A 12,743-nucleotide genomic window follows, 5' to 3' on the forward strand; every position below is an offset into this window, starting at 1 on the left:
TCTCAGCCCAGGGCTTCGTCGCAGCGGGCGCAGGTGGCGGCGTGGGCGTGCGTTCCCACGTCGGGCAGGATCCGCCAGCAGCGCGCGCATTTCCCGCCCGGCGCGAGGCGGGGAACCACCGCGACGCCCGGCGTGTCGTCGAGCGCGAAGGCGCCGTCCGGCGCGGCTCCGGTCTCGACGGCGAGGCCCGAGGTGATGCAGATCTCGTCGAAGGGCACCGAGGCGAGGAGCGCCGCCGTCTCGGGCTCGGCGACGTATACCGTCGGCGCGGCGTCCAGGCTCGCGCCGATGCGCTTCTCACGCCGCTCCACTTCAAGCGCGCCGGTGACGACGCGGCGCACCCGGCGGATCGTCTCCCAGCGGAGCGCGAGCTCGGGGTCGAACCATGCGCCCTCGGCGCGCGGGAAGTCCTCGAGATGCACCGAGCCGTTCTCCGAGGGGAAGCGGTCGAGCCAGACCTCCTCCATCGTGAAGGGCAGGATCGGCGCGAGCCAGGTGACGAGCCGGTGGAACAGCAGATCCATCACCGTGCGTGCCGCCCGCCTGCGCGGGTCGGTCGCCGCGTCGCAGTAAAGCGAATCCTTGCGGATGTCGAAATAGAGCGACGAGAGGTCCACGGTGCAGAACTGGAAGAGCTGCTGGAACACGTGCTGGAAGTCGAACCGGGCGTAGCCGTCGCGCACGATCCCGTCGAGTTCCGCGAGCCGGTGCAGGATGAACCGTTCGAGCTCCGGCATCTCGGCGGCGGGCACGCGCTCGCTCTCGTCGAAATCCGCGAGCGAGCCGAGCAGGAAGCGGAGCGTGTTGCGCAGGCGCCGGTAGCTGTCCGCCGTGCCCTTCAGGATCTCCGGGCCGATGCGCTGGTCCACCGAATAGTCGGCCTGCGCGACCCAGAGGCGCAGGATGTCGGCGCCGTATTGCTTGATCACCTCGGCGGGCACGACCGTGTTGCCGAGCGACTTGGACATCTTCATGCCCTTCTCGTCCAGCGTGAAGCCGTGCGTCACCACGTTGCGATAGGGCGCGCGGCCCATCGTGCCGCAGCCCTGCAGCATCGAGGAATGGAACCAGCCGCGGTGCTGGTCGGTGCCCTCGAGATAGACGTCGGCGATCCCGTCCGGCACGCCATCGGCGCGATCACGCAGCACGAAGGCGTGAGTGGAGCCGGAGTCGAACCACACGTCGAGCACGTCGAAGATCTGCTCGTACGCCTCCGGGTCGTGCAGCCCGGCGAGGATCTCGCCCTTGAAGCCGGGGCGGTACCAGACATCGGCGCCCTCGGCCTCGAAGGCGCGCACGATGCGGGCGTTCACCTGTTCGTCGCGGAGCAGGAAATCGACATCCTCGGGCTTCGCGCCCTTCCTGACGAAGCAGGTCAGCGGCACGCCCCAGGCGCGCTGGCGCGACAGCACCCAGTCGGGGCGGGTCTGCATCATCGAGCGCAGCCGGTTCTGGCCGGAGACGGGGGTGAATTTCACCAGCTCGTCGATCGAGGCCAGCGCGCGTTCGCGGATGGTCGCGCCGTGGGCGTCGAGCCCGTCGTCGAGCGGGCGGTCGATGGCGGCGAACCACTGCGGCGTGTTGCGGAAGATGAGCGGCGCCTTGGAGCGCCAGCTATGCGGGTAGGAGTGTTTGACCTTGCCCTTGGCGAAGAGCGTGCCGGTCGCGGCGAGCGCCTTGATGACGCTGACGTTCGCCGGGCCTTCCTTGCCGTTCGGGAGGATGATCGCCTGACCGCCGAGCAGCGGCAGGTCGGCGCGGTAGGTGCCGTCCGGCTCGACGTTGTAGGTCATCGGCAGGCCGAACTTCAGGCCGAGCTGGTAGTCGTCGTCGCCGTGGCTGGGCGCGGTATGGACGAAGCCGGTGCCCGCGTCGTCGGTGACGTGCTCGCCGGGGAGCATGGGCACGTCGTAATCCCATTCGCCGCTCCCGCCCTCGATGCCCCGGAACGGGTGGGCGAGGGTGAGCGCGCGAAGCTCGTCGGGCGAGACGGAGCGTAGCTTGTCGTAGCCCGTGACCTTCGCGGCGCGGAACACCTCGTCGGCGAGCTTCTCGGCGAGGATCACCGTCTCGCCGGGCTTCGCCGCGCTGTTCTCCGCCGTCTCGGTGACGCAATAGAGCGCGTAGGCGATGGTCTCGGAGAAGGCGACGGCGCGGTTCTGCGGGATGGTCCAGGGCGTCGTGGTCCAGATCACCACCCGCGCCGAGAGCAGGTCGGCGCCGAGGCAAGCGCCATTGTTCTCGAAGTCGCTGGCGGAGACCACCGCGAAGGGCACCCAGATCGTGTGGCTGGTATGGTCGTGGTACTCGACCTCGGCCTCCGCGAGCGCGGTCTTCTCGACCGGCGACCACATCACGGGCTTGGAGCCGCGGTAGAGCGCGCCGTTCATGAGGAACTTCATGAACTCGTCCGCGATCACGGCCTCGGCGTGGAAGGCCATGGTGAGATAGGGGTTTTCCCAGGCGCCGATCACGCCGAGCCGCTTGAATTCCTCGCGCTGGATGCCGACCCATTCCTCGGCGAACCGGCGGCATTCCTGCCGGAAGGCGATCGTGTCGACCGCGTCCTTGTCGAGCCCCTTCGCGCGGTACTGCTCCTCGATCTTCCATTCGATCGGCAGGCCGTGGCAGTCCCAGCCGGGGACGTAGCGCGCGTCATGGCCCATCATCTGGTGCGAGCGCACCACCATGTCCTTGATCGTCTTGTTGAGCGCGTGGCCGATGTGCAGATGCCCGTTCGCGTAGGGCGGGCCGTCGTGCAGGATGAAGGGGGCGCGCCCGGTCTTCTCGCGCAGCCGGTCGTAGACTCCGATCCGCTCCCAGCGCTCCAGCCAGCCCGGTTCGCGCTGGGGCAGGCCCGCGCGCATCGGAAAGCCGGTGCGCGGCAGGAAGAGCGTGTCCTTGTACTCGGGTTCGGTCTTGTCGGTGGTGGTCAGGTCGGGCGTATCGGCGCACATGAGGCGGTTCCGTATTCGGGCAAGGGGAGGCAGGCAAGGGTGCGATACCGCACGAATCCGGCGGCCCTGAGCGGAACTCAGAGCGCCGGGCTGGTAATTCGGATGCGCCGCGCGGAATGCCTGAACATGGGGATTGGCTATAGAGAAGCGCTCCGCGCGCTTCAATCCGCTTTTTCCCGTTCCCCGGTCTGGAAGAGCCCGGTCAGCGAGCGGCCGATCACGTTCGAGACCCGGGGCCGGGGCAGGGTCGAGAACGGGAGCGGCCGGCAGACCTCCATCGCGGCGATCCCGACCCGCGCGGTCAGCGCGCCGTTCACCACGCCCTCGCCGAAGCGGCGCGAGAGCCGCGCGAGCACGGTGCCGCCGAGCGCGGTATGGACGAGATCGTCGCCCGCCGCGACCGCGCCGGTCGCGACGAGATGCGTGGCGACGGTGCCGAGCAGGCGCCAGGAGCCGAAGAAGCCGGAATGCGCGCCGTAGATCTCGGCGATCCGGCGGATCATCCGGATATTGGCCGAGAGCGCGGCGAGGACGTCCATCATCGCGAGCGGGATCATCGCGGTGGCCGCGGCGACCATGCGGCTCGCCGCCTCGATCTCGGTGCGCGCCTCGGCGTCGAGCGGCGCGAAGAGCGACCGCTCGGTCAGCGCCAGCACCGCGTCGGCATCGAGCACGTCCTCGCGCCTGCGCTCCAGTTCGTCGCGCGTCCAGGCCATCTCGGGCCGCCCGGCGTAGAAGCGTTGCAGCCGGCGCGAGAGGTCCACCGCCGCCGTCCGGTCCGCGACGCGCAGCGCCGCCTCCGCGTCGGCGCGGAAGGCGTCGATCCGACCGAGCTTGCGGAAGGCCCGGATCTCGCGGAGGATCTGGACGAGCACGACCAGGCCAAGCGCGATCAGCAGGCCGAGCACGATCCGCCCGAGCGTCTCATTCCGCGCGAGCAGGTTCGTCACATAGTCATAGGCCGCGATCGAGACGACGAGGCTGACGAGGCTCGTCAAGAGCCCCCAGAACCATTTGCCCCAGGAGGAGCGGCGCGCGCGGGTCGCCATCCGCGCCATGCGCAGCATCGCCTCGCCCGAGGGCGCGTCATCCTCGGGCGGGGGCGGCGCGTCGGCGGGGCTGACGACGACGGGCGGCGGCAGCGCCTCGGTGTCGAGCACGAAGGGCGCGTCGCCGCGCTTATCGGAAGGGCTCATGCGAGATAGTCTCCGATCAGGAAATCCGCCGCGCGGTCGAGCCGGATATGGGGCGGCGCGCCATCGGGGCCGAGCATCAGCACCGGCGGCGCGAAGCGGGTGACGCTGTAGGCCGCGTCGAGCCAGGTCTCCGCCCCGCTCCGCGCGGGCGCGAGCAGCGCGCCCGGCTCGGCGGGCAGGCGGCCGGGGAAGAGCGCGGCCTCGGCGCCGGTATCGGCGCGCCGGCCCCGGACCACGCCGATCTCGCGGCCGTCGCGGCTCACCATCTGCTCGACGGTCGCGCGCACGCTCGCGATCGCCATCGCGCCGGTCTCCGCGCCCCGGAAGCGCGCGCGCGAGCGCGCCTCGGCCACCAGCGCCTCGGTGATCGCGGCCAGCGCCGCGTGCTGGTCGTGGTGCAGGTAGTCGGCCTTCGTCGCCGCGAAGAGGATCCGGTCGATCCGCCGGCCGAGCAGCGGCGCGAGCCAGGAACTCTGCCCGGGCCGGAAGCAGGAGAGGATCTCCGCCATCGCCGCGCGCAGGTCCTCGAGCGCGCGCGGCCCGTCGTGGATCGCGCCGAGCGCGTCGATGAGCACGATCTGCCGGTCGAGCTTCGCGAAATGATTGCGGAAGAACGGCCCGACGACGAGGCGCTTGTAGGCCTCGAACCGCGTCTCGAAGGTCCGCCAGAGCGAGCCGGAGCGCGCGCGTTCGGGTTTCGGCAGCGGCGAGAAGGTGAGCGCGGGCGAGCCTTCGAGGTCGCCCGGCATCAGGAACCGCCCCGGCGCGACGCTGGAGAGCCCCGAGGCGCGGGAGGCTGCGAGATAGTCGGTGAAGCGCGCCGCCAGATCGCGGGCGCGGATCTCGTCGAGCGGCGCGGCCGCGTCGGTCTCGTCGAGAAGCGCGAGCCAGGGGCCCGCGTGCTCGGCGCGACCCGGCCGGCGCGCGATCCCGAGCGCGGTGGCGGACCAGCTCGCGTAGTCCTGCTCCATCAGCGGCAGGTCGAGCAGCCATTCGCCGGGATAGTCGACGATGTCGAGATGCACGGTCCGGGTGCCGGTCAGCCCGGTCAGGAAGCCCGCCGGCTTGACCTTCAGCGACAGGCGCAGCGTCGAGATCGAGCGGGTGCTCTCCGGCCAGTGGGGCTCGGGCCCCATCAGCGCGGCGAGGTGATCCTCGTAGGCGAAGCGGGCGATGGAATGGTCGGGCTGGGGCTGGAGATAGGCCGCGACGATCCGCCCCTCGGCCTCGGCGCGCAGCTGCGGCATCCGGCTTCGGCTGAGCAGGTTCGCGACGAGCGAGGTGATGAAGACGGTCTTGCCCGCGCGGCTGAGGCCGGTGACACCGAGGCGCACGACCGGGTCGAAGAAGAGCGCGCTGGTCTCGGAAATCGCGTCCTCGATGGCGCGGGTCACGCCGCTGGTCAGTCGGGAGAGCACCGTCGCGTCCTTCGGGCCTTGGGTCTGGCTCCAACAGGTAGTGGTTCGGGCCGGGCGCGGCAATGGCTTGGCAAGCGGCGGCGGGCGGGGTAGGGGGCGGCCATGCCCCGCTACGCGCTCAGGATCGAATATGACGGCCGCCCCTTCGCGGGCTGGCAGCGGCAGGCCGAGCATCCGAGCGTGCAGGGCGCGCTCGAGGCCGCGGTCGCCCGGATCTCGCCCGGCGCCGGCGCCGTCTTCGGAGCGGGGCGTACCGACGCGGGCGTGCACGCGGCGGGCCAGGTGGCGCATCTCGACCTGCCGAGGGCTTGGGATCCGTTCCGCCTCTCCGAGGCGCTGAACTGGCACCTGAAGCCCGACCCCGTCGCGGTGACGGGGGCGGTGGAGGTGCCGGAGGCGTTCCACGCCCGGTTCGACGCCGTCGAGCGCCGCTACCGCTTCCGCCTCGTCGCGCGCCGCGCGCCGCTGACCGAGGATCGCGGCTTCGCCTGGCGCGTGAACCATCCGCTCGATCTCGAGGCGATGCGGGCGGCCGCGGCCCATCTCGTCGGGCGCCACGATTTCACGACCTTCCGTTCCTCGATCTGCCAGGCGCCGAGCCCGGTGCGCACGCTCGACGCGGTCGGGATCGAGGAACTCGACTATCCGGCCGGGCGCGAGATCCGCTTCCATCTGCGCGCGCGCTCCTTCCTGCACAACCAGGTGCGCTCGATCGTCGGCACGCTGGAGCGGGTCGGGACCGGCGCCTGGCCGCCCGGGCGCGTGGCCGAGGCGCTGGCCGCCCGCGACCGGAGCGCCTGCGGCCCGGTCTGCCCGCCGGACGGCCTGTCGCTGATCGAGGTGCGCTACCCCGCGCCGCTCTTCGAGCGGCCCTAGGCCGGATCGGTCTCCGGCCCCTTGCTCGGCAGATTGCCGTAGAGGAAGCGCCGCCCGGCATGGAGCCCGCCGACGAGTTCGGTCTCGAAGCGCTCGGCGTCGCGGCGCGCGATGTCCTCCATGGTCCCGGCCACGGCCTCGGCGTCGAAGCCGAGCCGGCGCAGCGCCTCCTCGCCGGTGAGCCAGGCGGAATGCAGCGTCTCGCGGATCTGCCATCCCGCGCCCGCGTGCACGAGTTCGAGCGCGTGCTCCCGGTCGAAGGCGCGCGCGAGAAGCGGAGTCAGCGGGAATTCGTCGCGCATGATCTCGGCCACCCTGGTCGCCGCCTCGGCGTCGTCGGCGGCGTAGATGACGAGCTCGGCCTCCGCCGCCCCCGCCGCGCGCAGGATGTCGAGCCGGCAGCCGTCGCCGTAATGGACCTTGAAGCCGAAATCGCCCGCGTCGCGGATGCGCCGCGTGTCGATCTCGATGATCGAGAGCTCGACGCCCCGGGCGAGCAGCGGCTGGCTGACCACCTGGCCGAAGCGGCCGAAACCGATCAGCAGAACCGCGCCCCGGAGCCCGTCCGCGACCTCGACATCCTCCTCGGAACCGGGCTCGGCCGCCGGCGCGAACCGGTCGCGCAGCATCACGAGAAGCGGCGTCAGCGCCATCGAGATGATGATGATCGCGGTCAGGAGCGCGTTCTCGGTCGGGCCGAGGATGCCGGCCGCCGTCGCGGTCGCATAGAGCACGAAGGCGAACTCGCCCCCCTGCGCCATCAGCACCGCCCGCTCCAGCGCCTCGCTCCGGGAGGCGCGGAAGAGCCGCGCGACGCCGTAGATGCCGGTGATCTTCAGCGCCGTGAAGCCGATGACCGAGACCGCGACCAGCCCCGCGTTCGCCGCGATCACCCGAAGGTCGAGCGCCATGCCGACGCCGAGGAAGAAGAGGCCGAGCAGGAGCCCCCGGAACGGCTCCACATCCGCCTCCAGCTGGTGGCGAAACGAGGATTCCGAGAGCAGCACGCCGGCGAGGAAGGCGCCCATCGCCATCGAGAGGCCGGCGAGCTGCATCGCATAGGCGGCGCCGAGCACGACGAGCAGGGCCGCGGCCGTCATCACCTCGCGCGCCCCCGCGCGGGCGAGCAGCCGGAAGAGCGGGTCGAGCAGGTAGCGCCCGGCGAGGATCAGCCCGCCGATCGCGGCGAGGCCGACCGCGACCGCCCCGAGCCGCGCGCCGAGCGTCGTCTCCTCGCCCCCCGGCGCGAGGAAGGCGACGAGCGCGAGCAGCGGCACGATCGCGAGATCCTCGAGCAGCAGGATCGAGATGATCCGCCGCCCGCCCGGCTGGTTGATCTCGCGCCGCTCCTCGAGCATCTGCATCACGATCGCCGTCGAGGTGAGCACGAAGCCGGTGCCCGAGATCAGCGATGCCGCGATCGGATAGCCGAGGCCGAGGCCGACGGTCCAGAGCAGCAGCATGCAGACCCCGACCTGGGTCAGCCCGAGGCCGAAGATCTCGCCGCGCATCGCCCAGAGCCGCGAGGGCTGCATCTCGAGGCCGATGACGAAGAGGAACATGACGACGCCGAGTTCCGCGACGGGAAGGATCGACTGGGCATCCTGGAAGACGCCGAGCCCCCAGGGCCCGATCGCCAGCCCGGCCGCGAGATAGCCGAGCACCGAGCCGAGCCCGGCGCGGCGGAAGAGCGGGACGGCGATCACGCCGGCCGCGAGCAGCACGATGATCGGCGGCAGCGCGACCCCGTGCGCGGCGACGCCGTGCGCGGCGGCCTCGCCCGCGGCCCCGACGGCCCGCGCCGCTTCGTGTTCCATCCCGCTGTCCCCGTCGTCGATGAAGCCCGGTGCCTCGCGCCCCGGCGCCGCCGACCTTGCCACCCCGCGCGGCGAAGAAGAAGCCTCGAAATCCCGCCGGGACGACAGCGCCGGCCGCCGGCCCATCCCGCCGGGACGCCGGCGGGGCAGGGCGGCGCACGCCCCGGCCGGATCGATCGCCTGACCGCGGCCCCCCGCCGCCCCGGTCCGCGCCGTCCGCCCGGCGGCCCGCCACCGATTTCGCCCTCTCCCCTTCAAGATAGCCCTTGCGGTCACCGCGCAACACGCTTAAGCGTCCACCCCGCGTGGAGAGATGCCGGAGTGGTCGAACGGGGCGGTCTCGAAAACCGTTGTGGGGGTGACCCCACCCAGGGTTCGAATCCCTGTCTCTCCGCCAGATCCCCTTGATTTATCTTGGAAAATTGGCTGATTTTGGCAGATACCCGCCAAAATATCCGCCAAACCAAATGCGCTTGGATGCGATGGGTAGCGCAGTCTGGCGAGGAATCCCTTTGGCCGACAAAGCTCGCCGACATGCGAGACAGAATCGACTTTACCGACAAAACCTGAGGCAGGCCCGCAACCCGTTGGTCAGGGAGGTAGCCGCGTGGCCCATCGCCGGCGTCATGCATGCGCGCCGTTCACCTAGTCCGGAAAGCGAGGTTGCGAATCCGGGGGCTCGCGACGTTCAAGAACAGCGGCGTCCGGTCGGTCGCGGCGCGCCCCACCGCGCCCGTTAGCCAAGTAGACACCAGCGCCATGAAATTGCAGGTTGTGCGCAAGCAACGGAGGCACCGATGATAACCGGCGAGATCAGGACGAAGGTCGACACCATCTGGAACGCGATGTGGACCGGCGGCCTGTCGAATCCGGCGACGGTCATGGAGCAGCTGACGCTGCTTCTCTTCCTCAAGGGACTCGACGAGACGCAGACCCGCGCCGAGCGGCAGGCCCGGGCGCGCGGAACGGCCCTCGAACGCGATCTCTTTCCCGATAACCATGACAGCATTCCGATCGTCGACGAGCAAGGCGAGAAGGTCGCCGATGGCCGGCCCTACGGAGACCTCCGCTGGAGCCGCTTCGCAACCCTGCCGCCCGCCGAGATGCAGGAAGCGGCGGAGAACCACCTGATCCCGTTCCTGCGCCGTCTCGGCTCGGATGGCGCTCCTCTCCGCAAGCACATGGCGAGCGCGCGATACGAGATCCCGACGGCCAGGCTTCTCGCCAAGGTCGTCGACCTGCTCTCCGACCTGCCCATGCGACAGCGCGACACCAAGGGCGACCTCTACGAATACATGCTCTCGAAGATCGCGAGCGCGGGCCAGAACGGACAGTTCCGCACCCCGCGCCACATCATCGAGCTGATGGTCGCCATGACCGCGCCGCGCCGCGACGACGTGATCTGCGATCCCGCATGCGGAACCGCCGGATTCCTCGTCGGCGCGGCCGAATACCTGCGGCGCCATGACCCCGATGCCTGGACCGACCCCGACGCCCGGCTTCATGTCGAGACCGCGATGTTCAACGGCCATGACTTCGATGGCACCATGCTGCGCCTCGGCGCGATGAACATGGCGCTGCACGGGTTCGAGGACGCGCGGATCACCTATCGCGACTCCCTGACCGAGGAGCATGGCGACGAGGCCGAGGCCTATTCGCTGATCCTCGCCAACCCGCCCTTCGCCGGCTCCCTCGACGCCGAGGCGGTGGCGAAGGACCTGACCCGAATCGTCAGCACCCGCAAGACCGAGCTCCTGTTCCTCGCCCTGTTCCTGCGGCTCCTGAAGCGCGGCGGCCGGGCGGCGGTGGTCGTGCCCGACGGCGTGCTCTTCGGGTCCAACAAGGCGCATAAGGAGGTGCGGCGGATGCTGGTCGAGGACCAGCAGCTGCAAGGCGTAGTCAAGCTGCCCGCCGGGGTGTTCCGGCCCTATGCCGGGGTCTCGACGGCGATCCTCATGTTCCAGCGCACCGATTCCGGCGGCACCGAAGGCGTCTGGTTCTATGACCTGCGCGCCGATGGTCTGAGCCTCGACGACAAGCGCAACCTCCTGGTGGACGAGAACAAGCTCGGTCCGTGGGCCGACCTGACCGAAGCGGAGGCCGCGCTGAACGATCTGCCCGACGCGCTCGCCCGCTGGCGGGAGCGCGAAGGGACCGAGCGCGCGCGGCCGCGCACCGCGCGGAGCTTCGTCGTGCCGAAGGCCGAGATCGCGGCGGCGGGCTACGACCTGTCGCTGAACCGCTATCGCGAGATCGAGCACGACGCGGTCGAGCATGAGGCGCCGGCGGAGATCCTGTCGCGCCTGCGCGAGATGGAGCGGGAGATCTCCGAGGGACTGGACGAACTGGAGGCGATGCTGGCCGGGGTCGCGCTGGAGGCGGCCGAGTGAGCACGGCTGAGACCTTCGGGCGCACCATCCAGCTCTTCCTGGTGGACGGAAAACCCACGGGCCTGCGCAAGGCGACGATCCACGGCTGGACCGGGATGCTCTTCGTGAGCGGCGCCTCCGCCTTCGGCGACCTGACCGCGCGGGACGAGGTGGACCGCACCGGCGTCTATGTCCTCGCCGGGCCCGATCCCGCGACGGCGGGCGGCACGCGCGTCTACATCGGTTCGGGCAATTCGGTCGCCGAGCGGATCCGGCAGAGCGCGGTCAAGCGCGAGTTCTGGGAGACGGCCATCGCGGTCACCACCAGCGACGACGATCTGTCGAAGGGCCACGCCGAATATCTCGAGGCGCGGCTGATCGAGATCGCGCGGAAGGCGGGGCGCGTGGTGCTCGACAACGGCACCTCGCCCGATCATGGCCGCCGGCGCCTGCCCGAGGCGGATGTCGCCAATATGGAGCAGTTCCTCGCCAATCTCGCCATCATCCTGCCGGTGATCGGGCTCGACATGCTGAAGCCGCAGCCCCGCGCGGTCAGCCAGGCGGCGCAACCGGCCGAGCAGCGCACCACGGGCGAGGTGCATTTCGAGATCCGGCACAAGAGCGGCGTGCAGGCGACGGCGGTGGAGGAGGAGGGCGAGTTCATCGTGCTGGAAGGCTCCGAGGCGCTGACCGGCACCGGCTATGTGCAGCTGGGCTACCGTGAATTGAAGGAGAAGCTGATCGCCGATGGCGTGCTGGTCCCACAGGGGCTTGGACAGGCGACGGACAGGCTGCGCTTTTCGAAGCCCTGGCCCTTTAACAGCCCCTCGGCCGCCGCGGCGGTCGTGCTGGACCGCAACAGCAACGGGCGGACGGAGTGGAAGGTGAGGGGATCGAGGGAGACCTATCACGACTGGCAGCAGGCGCGGGCGGCGCGCCAGGAGGCGACGGCATGAGTTGGCCGATGGTGGCACTGCATGAGCTAGCGGAGATAGAACGGAGAGCCGTCGAACCTAGAGATATCAGAACTGGCACCACCTACGTCGGCCTCGAACACATCGGTTCGTGGGGCGCATTCTTCGCACCGATCACGGTTTCGGCTGGAGAGTTAGCGAGCAACAAGTTCAGATTCGACAGCGAGACAATCCTCTATGGCAAGCTTCGCCCTTACCTTGCGAAGATCGTCGCGCCTGACCGTAGCGGTGTCTGCAGCACCGATATTTTACCGATCCGCCCCGGAAAGAGGGTCGATCGCATGTTTCTTCTGCACTACTTGAGGTCTCCGGCACAGGTTGCCGAAGCGGCAAATAAATCTACGGGCATAAACTTGCCCAGGTTGCCGCCTTCAGAGCTGGCCACGACCGAAATCCCCCTCCCCCCCCTCGCCGAGCAGCGGCGGATCGCGGGGATTCTGGACGCGGCCGACGCCCTGCGCCGCCGCCGCCGCGAGGCCCTCGCTCTGCTCGACGCGCTCCCAGGGGCGATCTTCGCGGAGATGTTCGGAGATCCGGTCGAGAGGTCGCGCGATCGAGAGTTCGTGCCCCTCGGCGAGATCACTTCCAAGGTTGGCAGTGGCGCTACACCGCGCGGTGGAGCAACTGTTTATCGAGAGAAGGGGACGAAGTTTATTCGAAGTATGAACGTCCGGGACGGGATCTTTTCGGAAGAGGGGATGGTCTGCATCGATGATGCAGCGGCACGGCAACTCTCCAATGTTGAAGTTACCGAAAACGATGTGTTCCTCAACATCACAGGTGCCTCCGTGGCCCGTTGCTGTCGTTCTGACGACTCCCTGTCGGGAGCGCGAGTGAATCAGCATGTTGCAATTATCCGTCCAAGCAACGCGATATTCACCGATTTCATAATGGGCGCGCTATGCCATCCACATATGAATGCCAATCTTTTGCGCATTGCGGAAGCAGGAGCCACACGCCAAGCTATTACGAAATCGGAGATAGAAAGGCTGGAAGTGCCGGCGCCAAGCGAGCATGAGGCAGAGGAGTATTCCCGCCGTCTAAGAGCCGGACTCGAAACTCTACGCGCCGTGCCAATACCTTGCGAGGCGCCTGGTCAGGACGCGGATATGGGCGATGAATATCCACGCCTCGGC

8 protein-coding genes and 1 tRNA gene are annotated in these 12,743 nt (G+C 69.5%); 5 read left to right on the forward strand and 4 right to left on the reverse strand.

The features are described 5' to 3' along the window. Positions 1-2: 2 nt before the first annotated feature. From ileS to FJM51_RS02445, 3 genes are all read right to left on the reverse strand, one after another. A complete protein-coding gene (gene ileS, locus FJM51_RS02435; RefSeq protein ID WP_140452502.1) occupies positions 3-2,957 on the reverse strand; it encodes an isoleucine--tRNA ligase in 2,955 nt (984 codons plus the stop codon). 161 nt (positions 2,958-3,118) lie between these two features. After that, positions 3,119-4,153, reverse strand: coding sequence for a YcjF family protein (locus tag FJM51_RS02440; RefSeq protein WP_140452503.1), 1,035 nt, complete (start codon positions 4,151-4,153; stop codon positions 3,119-3,121). Continuing rightward, positions 4,150-5,571, reverse strand: coding sequence for a YcjX family GTP-binding protein (locus FJM51_RS02445; RefSeq protein WP_233712938.1), 1,422 nt, complete (start codon positions 5,569-5,571; stop codon positions 4,150-4,152). Before FJM51_RS02445 ends, FJM51_RS02440 begins: the two co-directional genes overlap by 4 nt. 102 nt (positions 5,572-5,673) lie before the next feature. Between FJM51_RS02445 and truA the strand changes: the two genes are divergently transcribed. Further along, positions 5,674-6,447: a tRNA pseudouridine(38-40) synthase TruA gene (gene truA, locus FJM51_RS02450; protein ID WP_140452505.1), complete on the forward strand. Its 774-nt coding sequence runs from the start codon at positions 5,674-5,676 to the stop codon at positions 6,445-6,447. Here the strand turns inward: truA and FJM51_RS02455 are convergent. Further along, positions 6,444-8,264, reverse strand: a complete 1,821-nt coding sequence (locus FJM51_RS02455; protein ID WP_140452506.1) for a monovalent cation:proton antiporter-2 (CPA2) family protein — start codon at positions 8,262-8,264, stop codon at positions 6,444-6,446. The genes truA and FJM51_RS02455 overlap by 4 nt on opposite strands. 307 nt (positions 8,265-8,571) lie before the next feature. Here FJM51_RS02455 and FJM51_RS02460 point away from each other — a divergent pair. The 4 genes from FJM51_RS02460 to FJM51_RS02475 all read left to right on the forward strand — a co-directional run. Further along, positions 8,572-8,661: transfer RNA gene (locus tag FJM51_RS02460), tRNA-Ser, on the forward strand. 400 nt (positions 8,662-9,061) lie between these two features. After that, positions 9,062-10,654 (forward strand): HsdM family class I SAM-dependent methyltransferase, encoded by a 1,593-nt coding sequence (locus FJM51_RS02465; protein WP_140452507.1) that lies wholly within the window; start codon positions 9,062-9,064, stop codon positions 10,652-10,654. Then, the gene (locus FJM51_RS02470; RefSeq protein WP_140452508.1) at positions 10,651-11,589 is read left to right on the forward strand and encodes a GIY-YIG nuclease family protein; all 939 of its coding nucleotides are present in this window, start codon (positions 10,651-10,653) and stop codon (positions 11,587-11,589) included. Before FJM51_RS02465 ends, FJM51_RS02470 begins: the two co-directional genes overlap by 4 nt. Beyond that, the coding region (locus tag FJM51_RS02475) for a restriction endonuclease subunit S (protein ID WP_181164413.1) at positions 11,586-12,743 on the forward strand (1,158 nt) is incomplete at its 3' end. The genes FJM51_RS02470 and FJM51_RS02475, both read left to right, overlap by 4 nt.

This window comes from Amaricoccus solimangrovi, assembly GCF_006385685.1.
GTDB classification, from domain to species: domain Bacteria; phylum Pseudomonadota; class Alphaproteobacteria; order Rhodobacterales; family Rhodobacteraceae; genus Amaricoccus; species Amaricoccus solimangrovi.

Bases quoted from the DNA above. Each gene is read 5' to 3' on its own strand.
- ileS (WP_140452502.1), bottom strand. From the start codon at position 2,957: ATGTGCGCCGATACGCCCGACCTGACCACCACCGACAAGACCGAACCC.
- FJM51_RS02440 (WP_140452503.1), bottom strand. From the start codon at position 4,153: ATGAGCCCTTCCGATAAGCGCGGCGACGCGCCCTTCGTGCTCGACACC.
- truA (WP_140452505.1), top strand. From the start codon at position 5,674: ATGCCCCGCTACGCGCTCAGGATCGAATATGACGGCCGCCCCTTCGCG.
- FJM51_RS02455 (WP_140452506.1), bottom strand. From the start codon at position 8,264: ATGGAACACGAAGCGGCGCGGGCCGTCGGGGCCGCGGGCGAGGCCGCC.
- FJM51_RS02465 (WP_140452507.1), top strand. From the start codon at position 9,062: ATGATAACCGGCGAGATCAGGACGAAGGTCGACACCATCTGGAACGCG.